Source organism: Allobosea sp. P2_B12 (genome assembly GCF_056404835.1).
In genome coordinates this window covers 497,486-516,986 of sequence record NZ_JBFUDG010000002.1, presented here as the reverse complement: position 1 = coordinate 516,986, position 19,501 = coordinate 497,486, and the positions used below count along the sequence as shown (strand labels likewise).

The 19,501-nt window shown below is 66.6% G+C and carries 24 protein-coding genes; 15 read left to right on the top strand and 9 right to left on the bottom strand.

Translation table 11 applies throughout. The features are described from left to right. Positions 1 to 158: 158 nt before the first annotated feature. From AC1DYU_RS07710 to AC1DYU_RS07695, 4 genes are all read left to right on the top strand, one after another. Entirely contained in the window at positions 159 to 707 is a 549-nt protein-coding gene (locus tag AC1DYU_RS07710) for a TRAP transporter small permease (protein ID WP_158483964.1), read from the top strand. Between the two features lie 6 nt (positions 708 to 713). Further along, complete coding sequence (locus tag AC1DYU_RS07705; RefSeq protein WP_476791108.1) at positions 714 to 2,024, top strand: TRAP transporter large permease; 1,311 nt, start codon at positions 714 to 716, stop codon at positions 2,022 to 2,024. A gap of 115 nt (positions 2,025 to 2,139) precedes the next feature. After that, positions 2,140 to 3,054 (top strand): TRAP transporter substrate-binding protein, encoded by a 915-nt coding sequence (locus AC1DYU_RS07700; RefSeq protein WP_476791316.1) that lies wholly within the window; start codon positions 2,140 to 2,142, stop codon positions 3,052 to 3,054. 274 nt (positions 3,055 to 3,328) lie between these two features. Next, positions 3,329 to 3,859: a winged helix DNA-binding protein gene (locus AC1DYU_RS07695; protein WP_476791107.1), complete on the top strand. Its 531-nt coding sequence runs from the start codon at positions 3,329 to 3,331 to the stop codon at positions 3,857 to 3,859. Between the two features lie 76 nt (positions 3,860 to 3,935). Here the strand turns inward: AC1DYU_RS07695 and AC1DYU_RS07690 are convergent, their stop codons facing one another. Both AC1DYU_RS07690 and AC1DYU_RS07685 read right to left on the bottom strand, forming a co-directional pair. After that, positions 3,936 to 4,517, bottom strand: a complete 582-nt coding sequence (locus AC1DYU_RS07690) for an SRPBCC family protein (RefSeq protein WP_476791106.1) — start codon at positions 4,515 to 4,517, stop codon at positions 3,936 to 3,938. Beyond that, positions 4,517 to 4,834 carry a metalloregulator ArsR/SmtB family transcription factor gene (locus AC1DYU_RS07685; RefSeq protein WP_158483969.1) on the bottom strand — a complete coding sequence of 106 codons (318 nt, stop codon included), beginning with the start codon at positions 4,832 to 4,834 and terminating at the stop codon, positions 4,517 to 4,519. The genes AC1DYU_RS07690 and AC1DYU_RS07685 overlap by 1 nt, the downstream gene beginning before the upstream one ends. A gap of 147 nt (positions 4,835 to 4,981) precedes the next feature. On the opposite strand from AC1DYU_RS07685, the gene AC1DYU_RS07680 reads away from it, so the two are divergent. Then, positions 4,982 to 5,887: a DMT family transporter gene (locus AC1DYU_RS07680; RefSeq protein ID WP_158483970.1), complete on the top strand. Its 906-nt coding sequence runs from the start codon at positions 4,982 to 4,984 to the stop codon at positions 5,885 to 5,887. Positions 5,888 to 5,889: 2 nt separating this feature from the next. Here the strand turns inward: AC1DYU_RS07680 and AC1DYU_RS07675 are convergent, their stop codons facing one another. After that, positions 5,890 to 6,591, bottom strand: coding sequence for a FadR/GntR family transcriptional regulator (locus tag AC1DYU_RS07675; RefSeq protein WP_476791105.1), 702 nt, complete (start codon positions 6,589 to 6,591; stop codon positions 5,890 to 5,892). Positions 6,592 to 6,732: 141 nt separating this feature from the next. On the opposite strand from AC1DYU_RS07675, the gene AC1DYU_RS07670 reads away from it, so the two are divergent. Next, complete coding sequence (locus tag AC1DYU_RS07670) at positions 6,733 to 7,863, top strand: iron-containing alcohol dehydrogenase (RefSeq protein ID WP_476791104.1); 1,131 nt, start codon at positions 6,733 to 6,735, stop codon at positions 7,861 to 7,863. 120 nt (positions 7,864 to 7,983) lie between these two features. Continuing rightward, positions 7,984 to 9,084, top strand: coding sequence for a TRAP transporter substrate-binding protein (locus tag AC1DYU_RS07665; RefSeq protein WP_476791103.1), 1,101 nt, complete (start codon positions 7,984 to 7,986; stop codon positions 9,082 to 9,084). Positions 9,085 to 9,150: 66 nt separating this feature from the next. On the opposite strand, the gene AC1DYU_RS07660 is transcribed toward AC1DYU_RS07665, so the two are convergent. Next, positions 9,151 to 9,786, bottom strand: coding sequence for a pyridoxamine 5'-phosphate oxidase family protein (locus AC1DYU_RS07660; RefSeq protein WP_476791102.1), 636 nt, complete (start codon positions 9,784 to 9,786; stop codon positions 9,151 to 9,153). 205 nt (positions 9,787 to 9,991) lie between these two features. Between AC1DYU_RS07660 and AC1DYU_RS07655 the strand changes: the two genes are divergently transcribed. Genes AC1DYU_RS07655 through AC1DYU_RS07640 form a run of 4 tightly spaced genes read left to right on the top strand, consistent with a single transcriptional unit; the run spans position 9,992 to position 12,654 of the window. After that, positions 9,992 to 10,450 (top strand): hypothetical protein, encoded by a 459-nt coding sequence (locus AC1DYU_RS07655; protein ID WP_476791101.1) that lies wholly within the window; start codon positions 9,992 to 9,994, stop codon positions 10,448 to 10,450. 14 nt (positions 10,451 to 10,464) lie between these two features. Then, the gene (locus AC1DYU_RS07650) at positions 10,465 to 11,136 is read left to right on the top strand and encodes a ribonuclease T2 family protein (protein ID WP_476791100.1); all 672 of its coding nucleotides are present in this window, start codon (positions 10,465 to 10,467) and stop codon (positions 11,134 to 11,136) included. Between the two features lie 31 nt (positions 11,137 to 11,167). After that, positions 11,168 to 12,019, top strand: coding sequence for a 23S rRNA (adenine(2030)-N(6))-methyltransferase RlmJ (locus tag AC1DYU_RS07645; protein ID WP_476791099.1), 852 nt, complete (start codon positions 11,168 to 11,170; stop codon positions 12,017 to 12,019). Between the two features lie 29 nt (positions 12,020 to 12,048). Further along, positions 12,049 to 12,654 (top strand): glutathione S-transferase, encoded by a 606-nt coding sequence (locus AC1DYU_RS07640; protein WP_158484350.1) that lies wholly within the window; start codon positions 12,049 to 12,051, stop codon positions 12,652 to 12,654. A gap of 104 nt (positions 12,655 to 12,758) precedes the next feature. Here AC1DYU_RS07640 and AC1DYU_RS07635 read toward each other — a convergent pair whose 3' ends face one another. Further along, entirely contained in the window at positions 12,759 to 13,418 is a 660-nt protein-coding gene (locus AC1DYU_RS07635; RefSeq protein WP_158483977.1) for an outer membrane protein, read from the bottom strand. Positions 13,419 to 13,778: 360 nt separating this feature from the next. Here AC1DYU_RS07635 and AC1DYU_RS07630 point away from each other — a divergent pair, with 360 nt between their 5' ends. Further along, entirely contained in the window at positions 13,779 to 14,582 is an 804-nt protein-coding gene (locus AC1DYU_RS07630) for a glycosyltransferase family 2 protein (protein ID WP_476791315.1), read from the top strand. Then, complete coding sequence (locus AC1DYU_RS07625; protein WP_158483979.1) at positions 14,575 to 15,321, top strand: SDR family oxidoreductase; 747 nt, start codon at positions 14,575 to 14,577, stop codon at positions 15,319 to 15,321. The genes AC1DYU_RS07630 and AC1DYU_RS07625 overlap by 8 nt, the downstream gene beginning before the upstream one ends. A gap of 5 nt (positions 15,322 to 15,326) precedes the next feature. On the opposite strand, the gene AC1DYU_RS07620 is transcribed toward AC1DYU_RS07625, so the two are convergent. After that, a complete protein-coding gene (locus AC1DYU_RS07620; RefSeq protein ID WP_476791098.1) occupies positions 15,327 to 15,956 on the bottom strand; it encodes a DsbA family protein in 630 nt (209 codons plus the stop codon). Positions 15,957 to 16,084: 128 nt separating this feature from the next. Here AC1DYU_RS07620 and AC1DYU_RS07615 point away from each other — a divergent pair, with 128 nt between their 5' ends. Both AC1DYU_RS07615 and AC1DYU_RS07610 read left to right on the top strand, forming a co-directional pair. After that, positions 16,085 to 16,336 (top strand): type II toxin-antitoxin system ParD family antitoxin, encoded by a 252-nt coding sequence (locus AC1DYU_RS07615; RefSeq protein WP_476791097.1) that lies wholly within the window; start codon positions 16,085 to 16,087, stop codon positions 16,334 to 16,336. A gap of 72 nt (positions 16,337 to 16,408) precedes the next feature. After that, positions 16,409 to 16,627 (top strand): type II toxin-antitoxin system RelE/ParE family toxin, encoded by a 219-nt coding sequence (locus tag AC1DYU_RS07610; RefSeq protein WP_476791096.1) that lies wholly within the window; start codon positions 16,409 to 16,411, stop codon positions 16,625 to 16,627. 6 nt (positions 16,628 to 16,633) lie between these two features. Here AC1DYU_RS07610 and pgeF read toward each other — a convergent pair whose 3' ends face one another. Genes pgeF through lgt form a run of 3 tightly spaced genes read right to left on the bottom strand, consistent with a single transcriptional unit; the run spans position 16,634 to position 19,356 of the window. Continuing rightward, complete coding sequence (gene pgeF, locus AC1DYU_RS07605) at positions 16,634 to 17,398, bottom strand: peptidoglycan editing factor PgeF (protein WP_158483983.1); 765 nt, start codon at positions 17,396 to 17,398, stop codon at positions 16,634 to 16,636. Positions 17,399 to 17,428: 30 nt separating this feature from the next. Then, positions 17,429 to 18,520 carry a class I SAM-dependent methyltransferase gene (locus AC1DYU_RS07600; RefSeq protein WP_476791095.1) on the bottom strand — a complete coding sequence of 364 codons (1,092 nt, stop codon included), beginning with the start codon at positions 18,518 to 18,520 and terminating at the stop codon, positions 17,429 to 17,431. After that, entirely contained in the window at positions 18,517 to 19,356 is an 840-nt protein-coding gene (gene lgt / locus AC1DYU_RS07595; protein WP_476791094.1) for a prolipoprotein diacylglyceryl transferase, read from the bottom strand. Before lgt ends, AC1DYU_RS07600 begins: the two co-directional genes overlap by 4 nt. Between the last annotated feature and the right edge of the window lie 145 nt (positions 19,357 to 19,501).

Genomic DNA, 19,501 nt, shown 5'->3' with positions numbered 1-19,501 from the left:
TCGATGTCTTGTTGACAAGACGGATTCGGGCGATACGATCGCAATTGTGACCGGAACATGGCTGAGGGGCCGGACGGTCACGATATGGAGGATACGATGACGGGAACAGTCTTGGTAGACGCAGGCGCTTGGCGCGCCGCTTCACAAGGGCAGCGTCGATGATCCGCCGTTCGCTCGATGCGCTCTATCTCTGGTCCGGCTATGCTGCCGGCGTCTTCCTCGTGATCATCTTCCTGCTGATGATGAGCCTGTCGCTGGGTCGCGAGATCGGCCTCAACATCCCGGCCGGCGACGATTTCGCCTCCTGGTGCATGGCCGCGATGGCGTTCCTCGGCCTCGCCCACACCTTCAAATCCGGCGACATGATCCGCGTCGGCCTGCTGATCGACCGCTTCACGGGCAAGACGCGCTGGTGCTTCGAGGTCTTCTCGCTGGTGCTCGGCCTCGGCTTTGTCGGCTTCTTCGCCTGGCACGCCGTCGTGATGACCTGGCAATCCTATGAGTTCAACGACGTCGCCGGCGGCGTCGTGGCGATGCCGATGTGGATCCCGCAGCTCGGCTATTCCGGCGGTCTGGTCATCCTGTTCATCGCCTTCCTCGACGAGTTCGTCCACGTCGTGCTGCGCCGTCAGGAGCCGCGCTACGAGAAGCCCCCCGCGCAGTCCGACGAGGAAATCGTCGAGCGCGCCATGGCGAGCGGAGTCTGAAACGCCATGGCCATGATCGAGATTTCCGGCCTGCTCCTGCTGCTGCTGATCACCTTCCTCGCCGGTGGCGTCTGGATCGCGATCTCGCTGATGGCCTGTGGCTGGGTCGCCATGCAGTTCGTCGCAGGCGGCATCCCCGCCGGCGCCGTGCTTGCGACCACGATCTGGGGCAACAGCGCCTCCTGGACGCTGGCCGCGCTGCCGCTCTTCATCTGGATGGGCGAAATCCTCTACCGGACGAAGCTCTCCGAGGAGATGTTCCGCGGCCTCGCGCCCTGGCTCAACTGGCTTCCGGGCCGGCTGATGCATGTCAACGTGCTGGCCTGCGGCATCTTCGGCTCGGTCTCGGGTTCCTCGGCTGCGACCTGCGCCACCGTCGCCAAGATCGCGCTGCCGGAGCTGAAGAAGCGCGGCTATGACGAGAAGGTCGCGCTCGGCTCGCTCGCCGGTGCCGGCACGCTCGGCATCCTGATCCCGCCCTCGATCACCATGGTGGTGTATGCGGTCGCCGCCAACGTCTCGATCATCCAGATCTTCCTCGCCGGCTTCCTGCCCGGCCTGCTCGTGATGGCGCTCTATTCCGGCTACATCGTCGTCTGGCATCTGCTGAATCCGGACAAGTCGCCGCCGGCGGAACCGAAAATGCCGTTCCGCAAGAAGCTGAAGGAATCGGCGCAGCTCATCCCCTGCATGCTGCTGATCGCGCTCGTCTTCCTGTCGCTGCTGCTGGGCTGGGCGACGGCGACCGAATGCGCCGCCTGGGGCGTGCTCGGCTCCTTCGGCATCGCCTGGTGGTCGGGCGGTCTGACGAAGGAGACCTTCTGGCAGAGCGTCATGGGGACGACCCGGATCACCGGCATGATCATGCTGATCCTGGCCGGGGCCTCCTTCATGTCGACCTCGATGGCCTATACCGGCATCCCGCTGGCGCTGGCCGCCTGGGTGGATTCGCTGCACCTCTCGCCCTACGCGCTGATCGCGGCCCTGACGGTGATGTACATCATCCTCGGCACGGCGCTGGACGGCATCTCGATGATCGTCCTGACCACGGCGATCGTCATCCCGATGATCAAGACCGCCGGCTTCGACCTGGTCTGGTTCGGCATCTTCCTCGTGCTGATCGTCGAGATGGCCGAGGTCTCGCCGCCCGTCGGCTTCAACCTCTTCGTGCTGCAGACGATGTCGGGCAAGGACTCCAACACCGTCGCGCTCGCAGCGCTGCCCTTCTTTTTTCTGCTGGTCGCCGCCGTCGCGATCATTACGATCTTTCCTTGGATCGTAATGGTGCTGCCGCAGATGGCCTTTCCGCCGCAGTAGACGAGCTCAACAACAGGGAACGGAGACAAAAGACATGACGCGTAACGACTTCATCAAGGGCCTTCTGGCCATCGGCGTCGCCACCGGCACGCTCGCGCTCGCCACCACTGGTGCCATGGCGCAGACCAAGTGGAACCTGCCGGCGGCCTATCCGGCGGATAATCCGCACAGCGAAAACCTCGCCCTCTTCGCCAAGGACGTCGAAACGGCCACCGGCGGCAAGCTCACGATCACCGTCCATCCCAACGCCTCGCTGTTCAAGGCACCTGAGATCAAGCGCGCCGTCCAGACCGGCCAGGCCCAGATGGGCGAAGTGCTGATGTCGATCCACGAGAACGAGGATCCGATCTTCGGCATCGACGTCGTGCCGTTCCTGGCGACCTCCTTCGCCGATTCGAAGAAGCTCTATGCGGCGTCCAAGGCCGCCGTCGAGAAGAAGCTCGACAGCCAGGGCGTCAAGCTGCTGTTCATGATCCCTTGGGCGCCGCAGGGCGTCTACGCCAAGAAGGACATCAACAGCGTCGAGGACATGAAGGGCCTGAAGTGGCGCTCCTACAATGTCGGCACGACGCGTCTCGGCGAGCTGCTCGGCATGCAGTCGGTCACGATCCAGGCAGCCGAGCTGCCGCAGGCGCTGGCGACGGGCGTCGTCAACTCCTTCATGTCGTCGGGCGGAACGGGCTATGATTCCAAGGTCTGGGAGTCGCTGACTCACTTCTACGACGTGCAGGCCTGGATCCCGAAGGACGCGACCTTCGTCAACAAGGCCGCCTTCGCGGCCCTCGACAAGCCGACGCAGGACGCAATCCTGAAATCCGCCGCCGCCGCCGAAGAGCGCGGCTGGAAGATGTGGCAGGAGAAGGCCGGCTGGTATCTCGACCAGCTCAAGGCCAAGGGCATGAAGGTGCAGGCCCCGAGCGCCGATCTCGCCGCAGGCTTCAAGAAGGCCGGCGACACCCTGACCTCCGACTGGCTGAAGAAGGCCGGCGCGGATGGCCAGGCCATCGTCGACGCCTACAAGAAGATGTGAGCGTTATCCAGCAACGCCGACGAACCACGACGCCGAACCCCTCTCCCGTGTTGAAGTCGGGTCTACCCGACTTCAACACGCTGAGTGCTGATCTCGGGCATGCCCGAGATCAGTGAGAGGGGCAGGGGTGAGGGGTCGGCCCCTGGACGAGCAAAGCGGCAAACTCACCGCAAAGCGGTGGTGAGGGCACAGCCAAAGCGACTACGGGCCGACCCTTCACCCCTGCCCTCTCCCTATGGGAGAGGGTTCCCCGTGCCCTCCCGTTAAAGCGCAGATGTCCCAAAACGAACCCCTCCCCGATGATCTCGGCCCTATCGTCTCCTCCGGTCATCTGGCCGCAGGTGCGATGCCGGCGCTGTCGGAGTTCGAATTCGCGATGAACATGACGGTGCACGCCTTCCAGCGCTGGATGGTGCGCTGCATCGCGGCGGCCGGCGTGCCCGACCTCTCGCCGCTCGACGTGCTGGTGCTGCACAACGTCAACCACCGGGCCAAGCCCAAGCGCCTGGCCGATATCTGCCTCGTCCTCAACATCGAGGACACGCATCTGGTCAATTACGCACTGAAGAAGCTCGAACGCCTCAAGCTGCTGAAATCCGGCCGCAAGGGCAAGGAAAAGACCGTCGCGGTAACCCCGGCCGGCGAGGATGCCTGCCGGCGCTATGCCCATATCCGCGAGCAGCTCCTGGTCAAATCGGTGGTCGCAACCGGCCTCGACCCCAGGCGCCTCTCCGAAATCGCGGCCGCGATGCGCTCGCTCTCGGGCCAGTACGACCAGGCGGCGCGCGCGGCGGCGAGCCTGTAGGCCGCCCCGGAACGCACGGCCTGCCTTATCCGTCGCTGTAACAGGGCGGCACGATCGAACCATATTCGGTCTGAATTCAGGCGTCGCGCTGCCGCTCGACATACTCGGCCTTCAGCGCCTCATGCACCGACCAGAAGCCGCGCGGTTCCCGCCCGAGCAGCTGGTCTTCCAGCAGGCCGAGATGCAGGTGCCAGCCGCTGGAGACCATCGCCATGCGATCCTTGGTCACCAGCCTGCGATGCGTCAGCACGAGCCGGACCTTGTCGCCGGCCTGCGACAGCACGAACTCGATGTCGGAATCGGGCTCGCCCATCCCGACCCAATTGAAGGCGAAGCGGTGCGGCGGCTCGAAGGCGGTGACCGTGCCGCCCGACGCCCAGCCCTCATCGTTCATCTTGCGCGCGCTCTCGGGCGGCGACTCCTTGGTGATCCGCGAGTGCATGAAGAACAGGTCGAGCTTGCCCCCGGCCTGCGGCTCGGCATCGCCGCCGCAGAACCAGGTCGCGCGCTTCTCGCCCTCGACCAGATAGGACCAGACCCGCTCGATCGGCCCCGGCAGCAGCCGCTCGAAGCGCACCGCGCCGCTCTCCAGCACGGTTCCGTATTCCTTGTTCGCAGTCGCATGGCCCGTATTTGCTTGGCTCGTATTCGCTTGCATCACGCCTCCTCGCCCGGTTCGGGCTTCAACAACTCGGCTTCGAGAGCCGCCAGACGATCGGGCCAGAAGGCGCGCACCCGCCGGACCCAGTCGTCGAAGGCGTCGATGCCCTCGGGGTCGAGCGTGTAGATGCGCCGCTGGCCGGCGACCGTGACCTTGACCAGCCCGGCCTCGCGCAACGTCTTGAGATGCTGCGAGATCGCCGGCGCCGACACCGTGAACCGCTCGCCGATCTCGCCGGCCGACAGCGCGCCCTGCGCCAGCATCTCGACGATGCGGCGGCGGGTCGGGTCGGCGAGAGCGGTGAAACTGTCCATGGCCATATAATTCGTTATTCACTTAATTAAGTCAACACAAAAATATTGTGCGGCGCTTCGGGTCTGCCCGCTGCGCGGCTGGCGCGCTTGATCGCAAGGTCGGGCTCGGCCATTGCCAAGGCCCCCGCCACGGTAACCTTGCGACGCATGCCCACCCGAAACGCCACTCTCGCCGGCATCGGCATGATGCTGCTGGGCATCCTGATGTTCTCGCTCAACGACGTCATGGGGAAATGGCTGGTCGCGACCTATACGGTCGGCCAGGTGCTGCTGCTGCGCAGCGCGGCGGGGCTGGCGGTGCTGCTGCCCTTCGTCATCCGGCAGGGCGTGATGCGCACGCTGCGGCCGGAGCGGCCCGGCCTGCAGATCCTGCGCGTGGCCCTCGGCTCCGGCGAGGTCGCGCTGTTTTACCTCGCGGTCTCCTATCTGCCGCTGGCCGACACGATGACGATCTGGTTGGCCGCGCCGGTCTGGGCGGCGCTTTTGGCCGCGCTGCTCCTGGGCGAGCGCGTCGAGGTCGGGCGCTGGATCGCGATTGCGGCGGGATTCGCAGGTGTCGCGATCGCGCTCGCTCCGACCGGCGCCAGCCTGTCCATGCCCGCTTTGCTGGCTCTGCTCGGCAGCATCCTGTTCGCGGGCATGATGATCGCCGGCCGTCAGCTGCGCGGCACGCCCGATGTCACCCTCGTCGCCTGGCAGACGCTCGGCGCGCTGCTGATGGGGCTCGTGCTTTTGCCCTTCGGCTGGGTCGCGCCGACATGGGCGGATGCAGGCTTGCTCGGCCTGCTCGGCATCGTCGCGATGGTCGCCCATCTCTGCGTCACGCGCTCGCTCAAGCTGGCGGAGGCGTCTGTCGTCGTGCCCTACCAGTATACGCTCATCGTCTGGGCGCTGGTCTTCGGCTGGCTCGTCTTCGGCGATTGGCCGACGACCGCGATGCTAGCAGGCTCGGCCCTGATCGTAGCCGCAGGCCTTGCGCTGCTCCTGCTCGAACGCCGTGCGGCGACGCGGCCGATCACCGGAGAGGCCGGCGTTCGCTCCGCAGCGCCCTGATCTCAGCTTGCGATAAAGGGCACCTTCATCCGGTCCGAGGACTGTACGATGTGGTGCCGCATCGCGACGGCGGCAGTCTCGCCGTCGCGCCGGCTGAGGGCGCGCAGGATCGCGCCATGTTCGACAAATGCCTCCTGCAGCCGGGCGGGCTCCTGCACTGGCGGCCGCTGGCTGCGGGTGATGATCGGCCGATAGAGGCCGATGATGTCGCGGATGGCCCGGTTCCCCGCGATTTCCGCGATGGCCATGTGCAGCGCGAAATCCGCTTCCATGGCGTCCCGGAAGCGTGTCTGCTCGATCGCCGTCCGCATCGCTTCGTTCAAATCGGACAGGCGGGCGATATCGTCCTGCGAGGCGTGCCGCGCTGCGAGCTGGACGGTGAACCCCTCCAGCGCGAAGCGAAGCTGGTAGACCTCCACCTCCGAAAAGCGCTGCTCGAAGGTCCAGCCCGTAAGATCGGCCTCGGGACGGTCGAAACCCTCCGCGACAAAGGCACCACGGGCGGGCTCGATCCGGATCAGCCCCATCCCTTCCAATTGGAGCACGGCCTCGCGAACGGTCGGCCGGCTCGCCCCGAGACGCTGCGCCAGCTCACGCTGCGGCGGCACGCGGTCTCCCGGTTTCAGCCCGGTCTCGGTCATCAGGCGCCGGATCTGCTGGACCAGTTGCGTGGTGACCGGTCGCCTGTCCTTCTCGACGTGCATGAACCTCGACCCCCACCGTCCCATCATAGCCGTTGACGGCTCCGGCGGCTCATGTCAACTCGTGGCCATACCGGTAAGACCAAGATCCAGATGAGCGGTGTTGACCAGCCGCATGGTCGTCGGCAGCAGGCGAGGAACATCATGGCTTTGATCACCTATCTGACCACCGTGAAATTCGGCTTCGGCGAGATCGCCGGCATCGAGGCGGATCTGGCCGGCCTCGGCGTCAAGAAGCCGCTCATCATTGCCGACAAGGGCATCGTCGCGGCCGGCATCATCGCCACCGTGCAGGCGCTGTCCCCGGCCCTGGCGTCCGCGCCCGTCTTCGACGGCACGCCGACCAATCCGACCGAGGACGCCGTCGAGGCCGCGCTCGTCATCTATCGTGAGCACGCTTGCGACGGGCTCGTCGCCATCGGCGGCGGCTCGCCGATCGACCTCGCCAAGGGCGTGGCGCTGCTGGCGACGCATCCTGGCCCGCTCGAAACCTATGCCGCGATCCTCGGCGGCGTCCCGAAGGTGACCTCCGCGGTCGCCCCGGTGATCGCCGTGCCCACGACCTCGGGCACCGGCAGCGAGGTCGGTCGCGCCGCGCTGATCTCCCTGAGGGATGGCCGCAAGCTCGGCTTCATCTCGCCCTATCTGATCCCCCGCCTGGCCATCTGCGACCCCGAACTGACGCTCGGCCTGCCCGGCTGGCTGACCGCTGCGACCGGCATGGACGCTGTCACTCACTGCATCGAGACCTATCTCAGCCCGCGCGAAAACCCCCCCGCCGATGCGATCGCGCTCGATGGCTTGAAACGCGCCGCCGCCTTCATCGAGCGCGCGGTCAAGGACGGCTCCGACCGCGAGGCCCGCAAGGAGATGATGATGGCGGCCCTCCAGGGCGGCCTGACCTTCCAGAAGGGTCTCGGCGCCGTGCACGCGCTCTCCCACCCGCTCGGCGGGCTGAAGGAGGTCTCGCTGCATCACGGCACGCTGAACGCGGTGCTGCTGCCGGCCGTGCTGCGCTTCAACGAGCCGGAAGCGCGGGCTAAATATGCCGAGATCCGCAAGACCCTCGGCCTTGCCGCCGACGCCGACCTCGCAGCCTGGATCGCAGCGCTGGTCGGCCGGCTCGGCCTGCCCGGCAGCCTGACGCAGATGGGCGTGCCGCGCAGTGTCGTTGCTGCGATCTCGGAAGCGGCGGTCAAGGACCACTCGACCGCGAGCAATCCGCGCCCCGCCACGGCCGCCGACTATGCGGCGATGCTGGAGGCGTCGTTCTGATCGCCAACTGACCGCGATCCACCAAGGCGCGGGCGGCTGCCCGCGCACCGTCGAGCACAGGGCCCGCCGACGCGAGATTGACTGGGCCCGTAAATCAAAAATGACAGGGAGAAGACGCAGATGACCGACAGACGTACGATGCTGAAGGGCGGCCTCGCCGGCGCGGGAGCCGCCATCGCCGCCGGCGCGACGCCAGCCGCAGCCCAGACGGGCGGCGCCCCGATCAAGTGGCGCATGACCTCGAGCTACCCGAAGGCGCTCGACGCCGTCTTCAGCGCCGGCGACACCTTCCTCAAGGCCGTATCGGACATGACCGGCGGGCGCATCCAGCTCCAGCACTTCGCCGCCGGCGAGGTCGTGCCCGGACTCCAGGCGCTCGACGCCGTCCAGAACGGCACCGTCGAATGCTGCGACACCGCCGCCTTCTACTATATCGGCAAGGATCCCGCCTTCGCCTTCGGTGCGGCGGTGCCGTTCGGCCTCAACACTCGCCAGCAGAACGCCTGGTTCTTCCAGGGCGGCGGCCTCGCGCTCTTCAACGAACTGCTCGCGCAGTACAATGTGGTCGGTCTGCCGATCGGCAACACCAACGCCCAGATGGCCGGCTGGTTTCGCAAGGAGATCAAGACGGTCGACGATTTGAAGGGCCTCAAGATGCGGATCGGCGGGCTCGCCGGCCAGGTCATCGCGAAGCTTGGCGCCGTACCCCAGCAGATCGCCGCGGGCGACATCTACCCGGCGCTGGAGCGCGGCACGATCGATGCGGCCGAATGGGTCGGTCCCTATGACGACGAAAAGCTCGGCTTCAGCCGCGTCGCGCCCTATTACTACTACCCCGGCTGGTGGGAGGGCTCGTCGGCCATCCTGTTGATGATCAACAGGAGCAAGTGGGACGAGCTCAGCGCCACCGACAAGGCCATCTTCACCGCGGCGGCTCATCAGGCGCATTCGATGACCATCGCCAAGTATGACGACGTCAATCCGGCCGCGATCAAGCGCCTGATCGCTTCGGGCACGCAGCTGCGCGCCTTTTCGCCCGAGATCATGGATGCCTGCGCCAAAGCATCCAACGAACTCTACGAGGAAATCGGCGCCAAGAACCCGATGTTCAAGAAGCTGCACGACCACATGATGGCCTATCGCAACGAGCAGTTGCTCTGGCAGCAGGTCGCCGAGTTCAATTACGACGCCTACCAGATCCGCTCGCGCACCCGGCGCTGACGCACCCCTACGCCGGGTCGCCGCCGCTGGTGGCGGCCCGGTTTTCGATAGTGCGTACGGCCGTGCTCAGTAAAGCCGCGTCCGGTAGCCCTCCTCCATCGTCGCCTCGGCCTCGGCGACGCCGATGGCCTTGGTCTGCTCGGCGACGATACGGCCAAGCGTCGGGAAGCTGCCGCGCTCGACCTGCGAGGACGGATCCCAGAGCTTCGAGCGGATCAGCGCCTTGCCGCAATGGAAGAAGGCCTCATCGACATCGACGAGAAGGCCGAGCGTCGGGGTCCGCTCCTGCACGGTCGCGGGCTCGAGCAGGGTCGGATCGCGCGTCAGCCGGGCCCGGCCATTGACCCGCAGCGTCTCGGCGATGCCCGGCACCATGAAGATCAGCCCGACGCCGGGTGCCGCCAGGATATTGCCGAAGCTGTCGACGCGGTTGTTGCCGCGCCTGTCGGGAATCAGCAGCGTGTGGTCATCCAGCACCTGAACGAAGCCCGGACCATCGCCGCGCGGACTCGCATCCGCCCGGCCCTGCGCATCGGCAGTGGCGAGGACCAGGAAGGGCGAAAGCGCGATGAAGTCGCGGCAGAACCCGTCGAGCCGGTCCAGCACCTTGCGTTCGGCCAGCGGATTGACCGCACCCATATGCGCCCGCAAATCCGCCGGAGCGTCGATGAGAGTCGCGGGATCGTTGGGTTGCGTCGTCATGCCATCCTCCTTGAAAGCCGTCGCGAGTGTCCGTGATTGTGTCGCGCCGCGCCAGCCCAACCGTCATGCCGCCGATGCATCGCCGGATCGAAATGCCACAGCCCGCGCGCCGATGCATCGATCCCGCGCCATGCGCCTTGACCCCCACCGTCGCCGTCGCCATCGTGCTCCATCCCGTCCGTATCCTCTGCACGAGGCCTGCCCCATGCGCCGCGTTTTGCTGCGAACCGCCCTTGCCTCCCTCGCCGTCCTGACCGCCGCGCTGTCCGCGGAGGCCTCGGGCCGCCGCGTGCATCCGGCCGACATTGCCGAGAATCGCATCGTCCCGATGTATGGCAACCTGCCCGCCTGCGACGACCCGGCGGTGCTCGGGGAGATCACGAGCTGGTTCAATTCGCGCGAGGCGAAGTTCTGGGGTCCGCTCCAGGCCGTCGCCTATGACAGGATCAGGCCGGTCGCCTTCCGCCCGCTCGGAGACGATTTCATTCCGCGCCGCTTCTGCAGCGGCCGCATCGCGCTGAACGACGGCACGCTCCATCGCGTCGACTATTCCGTACGCGAGAATCTCGGCCTGTTCGGGCTGACCTGGAACGTCAACTGGTGCGTCAGCGGGCTCGACCGGCACCGCAGCTACGCCCCCGACTGCAAGATGGCCCGGCCCTGAGCGCGGGCCGCGCCATGACCCTCGCCCGCATCGGTCTGTTCGTCGCGGCGTTGTTCGGCCTGCTGATCGGCGAGGTCACGGCGCAAGGCCGCTACCAGCGCGGCGGCGAACCCGGCGATTTCGACTTTTATGTCCTGGCACTGTCATGGTCGCCGGGCTTCTGCGAACTCGACGGCGACCGCGAGCGCAACCGCGAGCAATGCGCCGGGGGCGCCGGCCTGCGCTTCGTGGTGCATGGCCTCTGGCCGCAGAACGAGCGCGGCTATCCCAGCGAATGCGGCCCGTCCGGCCGCACGCCCTCGCGAATCGCGCTCGACCAGGCGAAGGGCCTGTTCCCTACCGAGGGCCTCGCCCGCTACGAATGGCGCAAGCACGGCACCTGCTCGGGGTCGAGCCCGAGCGACTACTTCGCCGATGTCAGGCGCGCCCGCGAGAAGATCGTGATTCCCCCCGTCCTGGCCAAGGCCGAGCGCGACCAGAACTGGACGGCGATCGATCTCGAACGCGCCTTCGCCGCCGCCAATCCCGGCCTGCGCACCGACATGATGTCGGTCGCCTGCAAGCGCGGCGTGCTGCAAGAGGTCCGCATCTGCCTCTCGAAGGACCTGCGCGATTTCCGCATGTGTGGGGAGGTCGACCGCTCCGGCTGCCGCACCCGCGACATCACCGTCGTCGCACCGCGCTGACATCCGCTGCAAAGCCGCGTAAGAGCGCGGGATGAACTACCGCCACGGCTTCCATGCCGGCAACTTCGCCGATGTCCTCAAGCACGTCGTGCTGATGCGCATCCTGACCCATCTCAACGGCAAGGCGACGCCCTATCGCGTCGTCGACACCCATGCCGGAGCGGGCCGCTACGACCTCGGCTCCGAGGAGGCGCTGCGCACGCATGAATGGAAAGACGGCGTCGCGCGAATCGACCGCTCGCCTCTATCTGCGCCCGTCGAAGCCTTGCTCAAGCCGTGGCGCGACGCGGTCTCGGGCGCGCGGGCCTTGTATGGTCCGGATGCCTATCCGGGCTCGCCCTGGCTCTGCCGCCACGCGATGCGTCCCGATGACCGCCTGATCGCCGCGGAACTGCACGAGCACACCCACAAGAAACTCGTCCAGGCCATCGGCCGCGACGAGCGCTGCAAGGCGCTGGCGATCGACGGCTGGAACGCCCTGCGCGGCAACGTCCCGCCCAAGGAACGGCGCGGCCTCGTGCTGATCGATCCGCCGTTCGAGGAAAAGGACGAGTTCGCCACGCTGGAGGCGGAGTTGATCGCCGCCCATCGCAAATGGCCGACCGGAATCTACGCGCTCTGGTATCCGGTCAAGGACAAGCTCGCCGTCGCGAATCTGATCGCGGGCATCACGGTCGCCGGAATCGGCCGCCTGCTGCGGCTCGAGATCGACGTCGACCGGCCGGAAGCCGCCGGCGGTCTCAGCGCCACCGGCATGCTGGTGGTCAACCCGCCCTGGCTGCTGGCGCAGGAAGCACGGATTCTGCTGCCGGCGCTGACGGAGCGCCTCGCCCAGGGCCCGCACCCGCGCTATCTATGCGAGCCGATCCGCCCGGACGGCTGAACCACCCGCTCTTGCCTGAGGCCATGCCGATGCTGATCCTGCGCTCCTCCCCTGCTTCCCCGTTCGGCCGCAAGGTCAAGATCGCGGCGCTCGAACTCGGATTGATGGACCGCATCGAGATCGTCGCCGCCGACACCAACGACCCGGCCGAACCGCTGCGCCAGCAGAACCCCCTCGGCAAGATCCCGACTTTGGTGCTGGAGGACGGCACGACCCTGTTCGATTCGCGCGTCATCGTCGATTATCTCGACCATCTCGCCGGTGGTGACCGTCTGATTCCCGCCGGTGACGAGCGCTTCGCGCAGCTTCGCCTCCAGGCGCTGGCCGACGGACTCTGCGACGCGGCCCTGCTTCAGGTCTACGAGACCCGCTTCCGGCCTGAAGATGGCCGCAACGCCACCTGGGTCGCCAACCAGGCCGGCAAGGTCTCGCGTGCCCTGGCCTCTCTCGAAGCAGCCCCGCCCGCCTATCCCGACAGGCCCCGCATCGGCGAGATCGCGCTTGCCAGCGCGCTCGGCTATCTCGACCTGCGCTTCGCCGGGACCTGGCGCGCCGACCATCCCCGCCTCGTCGCCTGGCTCGACGCTTTCGCCGCGAAGGTCCCGGCTTTCGAGACGACGCGCTTCAAGGGCTGAGCCGGCCCGCCGCCCGATCATCCCGACCAACAAGGCATTTCGACAACAAAAAACCCGGTGGCCGAAGCCACCGGGTTCATGAGATCCCCGGGAGGGGAGGCAGACTAGAACTTGTAGTTCAGGCCAGCGCGAACGACCGAGAAATCGGTGCCGACCTTGACGCCCGAGTTGAACACGTTCTTCTCGCCGAGATCGACGTAGAGATACTCGACCTTGGCGCTCCAGTTGTTGGTGAAGGCGTACTCCAGACCAGCGCCGATGGCGTAGCCGCCGGTGTGGGTCTTGTCAGTCGAGCCGAGGCCGCCGATCGTGGTCTTCACATTGCCGTAAGCCCAACCACCGGTGACATAGGGCAGGAACCGGTCGAAGGCGAAACCAACGCGAGCGCGGACCGTGCCGAAATACTCGGTGCGGACGCTGTCGCCGAAGGCGTTGGAGCCGGTGCTCAGATCGGCGCCCTGGAAGTCGGCCTCAGCGCCGAGGACGATCTGGCCAACCTGGTAATTATAGCCGACCTGGCCGCCGCCGACGAAGCCGTCGAGATCGCCGATCGAGACCGTGCGGCCACCGAACACGGTGCCGGCATTGACGTTACCGAAGCCGTAGCCGGCGTTGGCACCGACATAGAAGCCGGTCCAGGTGAAGATCGGAGCATAGACCGGCGCCATCACCGGGCCCTTGCGGGACGGCAGATCGGCGGCAGAGGCGGCACCAGCGCCGACGAGGACGATCGCCGCAACGCTCGAGAGCAGAAACTTCTTCATGATGGAACTCCTAGGTGTCGCTTTTGCCGGCGGGACCGGCGGGTGATGTCGATGAGAGGGTTATAAGACCAGAAGCCGGCTTTGTCTGTTGCGTCGGAAGCACATCTGCCTTGCAGACCGCGGCAGAAATGCGGCACGAATAGGATGACTGAGGCAAATGAGTAAAGACAGATTAATGATTGTTAAAGCACGCTGAATGGTAAATCGAATACTAATAAAGCCGTTACGCCTCGCATCAGCCCGCGAGAAAAACGCCGTCCCTCCCCTAAGGTTCCAACTCTCGCCACGTTTTCTTCAGGGCTGCTTGCAGCCCCTTCTGACGCGTGCTTAAGCCTTGATGGACCACGTAAAAAACGAGAGCTGAGGGTGCCGCACCTTTCGATTTTCATCATCGCGCGCGACGAGGCCGACCGCATCGCACGCACGATTCAAGCGGTTCGCGGGCTCAGCGACGATATCGTCGTGATCGATTCCGGCTCGACCGACGGCACCCAGGCGGTCGCCGAAAAGCTCGGCGCGCGGGTGATCTTCAACCCCTGGCCCGGCTATGGCCCGCAGAAGCGCTTCGCCGAAGAGAAATGCCGCCATAATTGGCTCCTCAATCTCGACGCCGACGAGGTCGTGCCGCCAGACCTCGCGGCAGAGATCGCGAGCCTCTTCGCCGAAAGCAGTCCGGCGGCCGACGCCTATGAACTGCGAATCGCCGAGATTTTCCCTGGAGAGCCGGCGCCGCATCGCTTCGCCTATGCCCTGGCTCCGGTCAGACTCTATCGCAAGGACAAGGGTCGCTACTCGCCCTCGCCGGTCCATGACCGCGTTGATCTCGAACCGCAGGCACGAATCGCGCGGCTCAAAGGCACCGTGCACCACTATTCGGTGCGCTCGCTCGGTGAGCAGATGGCCAAGCTCAATGGCTACAGCGACGCCCAGGCCGACGATCTCGACAAGCGTGGCATGTCGCTCTCCGTCTTCCGCCTCGTCGTCGAATTTCCGGCGAACTTCATCAAGGCCTATATCGGCCGCCGTCATGCGCTGCGCGGCGTCTATGGCTTCATGACCGCGATGAACTACGCCTTCTATCGCTATCTGCGGGTCGCCAAGCACTGGGAGAGACGGCTTCAGCGCCGCGCGGGCGCGTCCGGACCGGACAAGCGCGATGTCTGAGGTCGCGTTGGTTACGGGCGGCGCGCGGCGAATCGGCCGCGCCATCGTCGAGCGCTTGGCCGGGGCCGGCTACGCGGTCGCGATCCATTGCGGCAGCGCGCGGGCGGAGGCCGAGGCGCTGGCATCGGAAATCGAACGGCGCGGCGGCCGCGCGGCGGTGGTGAGCGCCGATCTGGCCGATCCGGCTGGCGTCGATGCGCTCGTGCCGGCAGCGGAAGCGGCGCTCGGCCCCGTCACCCTGCTCGTCAACAACGCCTCGAGCTTCCTGATCGACGATGTCACCGCGATCGACGTCACAACCTGGAACCGCCAGTTCTCGATCAATCTGCGGGCGCCATCGGTCCTCGCCGGCGCGCTGGCCAACCGGCTTCCCGAGGGGCGCTTTGGCGCGATCGTCAACATCATCGACCAGCGCGTCTGGAAGCTGACGCCGCAATATTACTCCTACACCCTGACCAAGGCGGCCCTGCTGACGGCGACCAAGACGATGGCGCAGGCGCTGGCGCCACGCATCCGCGTCAATGCGGTGGGCCCCGGCCCGACGCTGCCGAACTCCCATGACGGCGCGGATGCCATGGCGCAGGAAGCCGCCGCCACGCTGCTGCGGCACAAGGTCGAGGCGAGCGAGATCGCCGATGCGGTGCTCTATCTGGCGCAGGCGCGCTCGGTGACCGGCCAGATGATTGCCGTCGATGCCGGCCAACATCTCGGCTGGCGCACGCCCGACATCATCGGCTGACCGATTCAGGCGCTGGCGTCGGGCCGATAAGGCGCGCGGCCACTCGTGAGAGCGCTGTCCAGCAGTTCGAGCCGGTCCTGGCCCCAGAACACCTCGCCATCGAGCACATAGCTCGGCGCACCGAAGACGCCAGCCTCGATCGCCGCCGTGATGGTGGCCTCGTAACGCTGCCGCACCGCGTCGCTCTCGGCAACCTTGGCGAGCGCGTGCGCGTCGAAGCCCGTCGCCTGCGCCACCGCGGCGACGGCATCGGGCTGCGTCATGTCGTCGTCCCGCGCCCAGACACCAGCCATGATCTCTCCCATGAACCGGCCGGGGTCGCCGCCCGCCTGCACGATCGCGATCAGGAAGCGATCGGCCAGCGCCGGATCGAACGGAAAATGCTTCGGTTGCAGCACCAGCGGCACGCCGCGGCGCTCGCGCCAGCGCTGCAGATCCATCAGCCGGTAGCGCTGGCGCACGGGATGGCGTTTGGGCAGCGGCAAGCCGCCGGTCTCGTCGAAGACCGCACGCAGCGGCACCGGGCGGTAGACGATGGTGCAGCCATGCCGCCCGGCGATGTCGAGGAAGGTGGCGTGACCGAGATAGGTCCAGGGCGAGTGCAGGGAGAAATAATAGTCGATGGAGCGGGGCATCGTGGTCTTTCCGATCGCGGCACAAAGCCATCGTAGGAGATTTGCCTCGGCGGCGTCACGCATCGTTGCGCATGACAGGCGCGACGGCGCGCTATATACCAAGCTTTGGTAACGCAGGAGACGATGCGATGGGCAAGAACACCTCGATCAGCCTGAGCGAGCATTTCGTCGCCTTTATCGAAACCGAGGTCGAGAAGGGCCGCTACGGCTCCGCCAGCGAAGTCGTTCGGGCCGGATTGCGGTTGCTGGAGGAAAACGAGACGCGCCTGGAATCGTTGCGAGCCGCTTTGCTTGAAGGCGAGCGAAGCGGAGACGCCGAAGAATTCGACCCCGAATCGTTCATGGCCGAGGAGTTCCCCGAAACAGCTCCCGCGAAATGAGGCGGCTTTTCCTCAGGCCAGCAGCCAAAGCCGATCTGCGGCAGATAGCCCATTACTCGAAGCAGGAATGGGGTGTGGCTCGCGCCAAAATCTACTTGGCAAGCCTCGCAAACTCGCTATCGCGGCTATAAAGACATGCCCGACCTCGGAGTCGAATGCACCGATCTTCGTGCGGGCTATCGACGCTATGGTGTCGGTTCGCACGCCATCTTCTATCGCCTCGCCCCAGACCGCATCGAGGTCGTCCGCATTCTCCACCAGCGCATGGACGCCGGCCGCCACCTTCTGTGACAGGCCTCAGTCCAGCGCGATAGCCGAGATCAGCCGGCCGTAATCCGGCTCGCTATTATGCGTCGTGCGGCGATAGCTGAAGAAGCGCTCCGGGTCGCCATAGGTGCATAGCGACAGATCGACGAAGCGGCCGATGCCCGCCTCCTGCGCGCGCAGGCCGATGAAGGCCGGCAGGTCGAACATCGCATGGGCCGCCCGCTCGGAAGCGGTGAAGAACCGGCCATAGGTCGGGTTCGCCGCCTTGAAGCGCTCGATGAATTCCGGCCCGACCTCATAGGCGCCTGCGCTGATCGTCGGGCCGAGCACAGCCAGGATGCGCTCGCGCCGAGCGCCGAGCTTCTCCATCGCGGTCACGGTCGAGGCCACGATGCCGGTGAACGCACCCTTCCAGCCGGCATGGGCCGCGCCGATGACCCGCGCCTCGCTGTCGGCGAACAGGATCGGCCCGCAATCGGCCGTGGATATGCCGAGCGCGACACCCGGCGCGACGCTGACCATCGCGTCGGCCTTCGGCCGCTCCGCCTGCCACGGCCCGCTGACGATTTCCACATCCGCCGAATGCACCTGATAGAGGCTGACCAGATGCGACGGCTCGACGACCATATGCGCCGCCATGCGCTTGCGGTTCTCGACGATTGCCTCGGGCGAATCGGCCGAACCGAGCCCGCCATTCAGCGAGGCATAGATTCCGGTCGAGACGCCGCCCTCACGGGTGAAGAAGGCGTGGCGGATGCCGGGCTCGGCGGCGAGATCGGGAGAGAGAATGACCATGATGTCGTCCGGTTCGCGGCAGGGCTGTCGTCAGCCCTGCTCTGGCAGCCGATGAAGGTCAAATCCGGGCAGCGGCGGCAGAGCCGGATGCGATAATGCCAGAACCTTGAACAAATCGCCCATACCGGTCGCGCCGGCTTGCGTCAGACGGTCGAAAGCCACGCCGATCGCGTAGGCCTGGTCCGGCGGCGCCTTGCGCGACAGCGCCTGAGCCCGCTCGGCCAGGCCCAGCGCGAGCAGGAAACCGGCCTGGGTCACCGGCCCATGGAGGGCCGCGCCCGCCCGCAGCGCCGCTTGTCCCATCCGCGCGAAATCGACATGCACGGTGAGATCGGCCTCACCGGGCTCGGCCAGAACCGGCACGAAAGCATGCCGTTTCATCGCCTGCAGCGTATCACCGAGGCCCGATTGAACAGAGCCGTAGTCGATCAGGAGCACCCCGCCCCCCGCCTGTGCGACATGCCCGGCGATCCTGGCGACGATATCCAGCGCAACGTTCGGCTGCTCGAAGACGTCGCCTTGGGTTCCGGCCAGCGACAACCCGCTATCGGCAGCCGCCAACCCCAAGATCAGCTCGCCATCGCCACCCAAACCGACCAGCCGCTCGCGCCAGCCCTGTGGCGTCATCACGAACTGGTCGAGCGGCAGCGCATCGAGGAACTCGTTGGCGACGACGATGGCGGGTCCGTCCAGCGCGCGGCCGATCTCGTCATGCCAGACCGGCTCGGTCGTTCCGGCGAGCGTTTCGGCCTGGACGGCCCGCAACACCGGGCTCGTCTCGACCAGCCGCACCGATGCCGCCGCGTGGAAACCCGGCACAATCCGCGTGGCGCGCAGCATGTCGGCCATCAGCGTGCCGCGTCCGGGGCCGAGCTCGACCAGCCCGAAACGCGGCGGCGCGCCCATCGCCTGCCAGAGATGGGCCGCCCAGAGCCCGATCATCTCGCCGAACATCTGGCTGATCTCGGGCGCAGTGGTGAAATCGCCCTGCGCGCCGAAGGGATCGCGCGTCATGTAGTAGCCATGGCGCGGATGGCCGAGGCAGAGCGCCATATAGCGCGAGACCGACATCGGCCCCTCGTCGCGGATCAGGCGGATGAGTTCCGCCTTCAACCCGCTCACGCGACGGTTCTTCTGGCGCGCAGCACGAGCCATAGCCCGGCGACGAAGAGCGGCAGCGACAAAAGCATGCCCATGGTGACGCCACCCGACAGCGCATCGACCGAGGCACCGAACAGGAAGCCGAGCTGCGGATCCGGCTCGCGGAAGAACTCGCAGACGATGCGGGCAACGGCATAGCCCATGCCGAACACGCCGGCGACGAGCCCCGGCCGCTTCAGCCCGCCGGCCCGCACCAGCAGCGACAGCAGGATGAACAGCAGGATGCCCTCGCCCAGCGCCTCGTAGAGCTGGCTCGGATGGCGCGGCAGCGGCCCGCCATCCGGAAACACCACGGCCCAGGACACGTCCGGCGCAGGCCGGCCCCAGAGCTCAGGTTTGATGAAATTGGCGATGCGGCCGAGGAACAGCCCGATGGGCACCACCGCGGCAGCCAGATCGAACACCGACAGCGCCGGGCAGCCGCGCCGGCGCGCAAACAGCCACAAGCCCGTCGCGGCGCCGATCAAGCCGCCATGGAAGGACATGCCGCCCTGCCAGATCGCGACGATATCCTGCGGCCGGGCGAGATAGCGCTGCAGATCGTAGAACAGCACGAAGCCGAGCCGCCCGCCGAGCACGACGCCGAGCGCCACGAACAGCAGCATATCGTCGAGCTCATCGGCCTTGGGCCGCGCCCGCCCGGCCCAGAGCGGCTCGGCCGAAACCAGCCGGCGCGCATACCACCAGCCGCCGAGCAGGCCCACGACATAGGCGAGCCCGTACCATTTGACCGAGAGCGGCCCGAGCTGCAGCGCGACCGGATCGATCACCGGAAAGGCAATGGCGAATGTTGGCATGGGCGAGGCGTCCGGTGGCGGGCGCAAGGTGATGGCCACCGGATGCGGGCAGGGTCAAGTCCAAGCTTGGGGAGGCGCGAATGCGTGAGGCGCGACCAGCCGGACCGCGCGTGCACCTCGCACGACATTTTTTCTGGGCTCATGT